Origin of the sequence: Nocardioides sp. CPCC 206348, assembly GCF_048654705.1 — a bacterium.
Classification (GTDB): Bacteria; Actinomycetota; Actinomycetes; order Propionibacteriales; family Nocardioidaceae; genus Nocardioides.
Window position 1 is genome coordinate 42,079 of the sequence record NZ_JBMCZA010000179.1, and the last position, 652, is coordinate 42,730.

Here is a 652-nt window from a genome sequence, read left to right on the forward strand (position 1 = left end):
GCGCGTCATCGGTCTCGCCCAGCTGGCCGGCGCACCCACGGGCGTCGTGCTGTGGGCGCTCTACGACCTGCCCTTCACGACGTACGACGCCTACGTCGGCATGCTGCTGACCGCGCCCGCCCTCGCCCTGAGCATCGGGTTCCTGGTGGTCGTCTGGCGTCGCCGCGTCGTACGACGGACGACCCGGTCGGGCGAGGCCGCACAGCTGGTCGACCACTGACCCGGCGAATCAGCAGGCGAATCAGCAGGCGAACTGGCGCCGGTACGCCTGAGGGCTGACCCCGCGCACCCTCACGAAGTGGTGGCGCAGGGTCGCCGCGTTGCCGAACCCGACCTCGCCCGCGATCCACTCCACCGGGTGGTCGGTGCGCTCGAGCAGCTCCTCGGCCGCCGACACCCGCTGCCGGGTGACCCAGTGGTGCGGCGTCGTACCGGTCTCGTCGCGGAAGCGGCGCGCGAAGGTGCGCGGCGACATCACGGCGCGCTTCGCGAGCGCCTCGACACCGTGGTCCTCCTCGAGGTTCTCCAGGATCCACGTCAACAGCGGCCGCAAGGTGTCGGCGTCGCAGTCGGGGACGGCGCGCGCGATGAACTGCGCCTGTCCCCCGTCCCGGTACGGCGGTACGACGGCCCGTCGGGCCACGACATTGGC

Annotated in this window: 2 protein-coding genes; one reads left to right on the plus strand and one right to left on the minus strand. The window is 72.2% G+C overall.

Annotation, left to right across the window (positions count from 1 at the left end; genetic code table 11):
* A partial coding sequence (locus tag ACOADB_RS14375) for a hypothetical protein (RefSeq protein ID WP_378599812.1) occupies positions 1–220 on the plus strand: 220 nt, incomplete at its 5' end.
* A 21-nt stretch (positions 221–241) separates the two neighbouring features.
* Here the strand turns inward: ACOADB_RS14375 and ACOADB_RS14380 are convergent.
* The coding region (locus ACOADB_RS14380; protein ID WP_378599814.1) for a GlxA family transcriptional regulator at positions 242–652 on the minus strand (411 nt) is incomplete at its 5' end.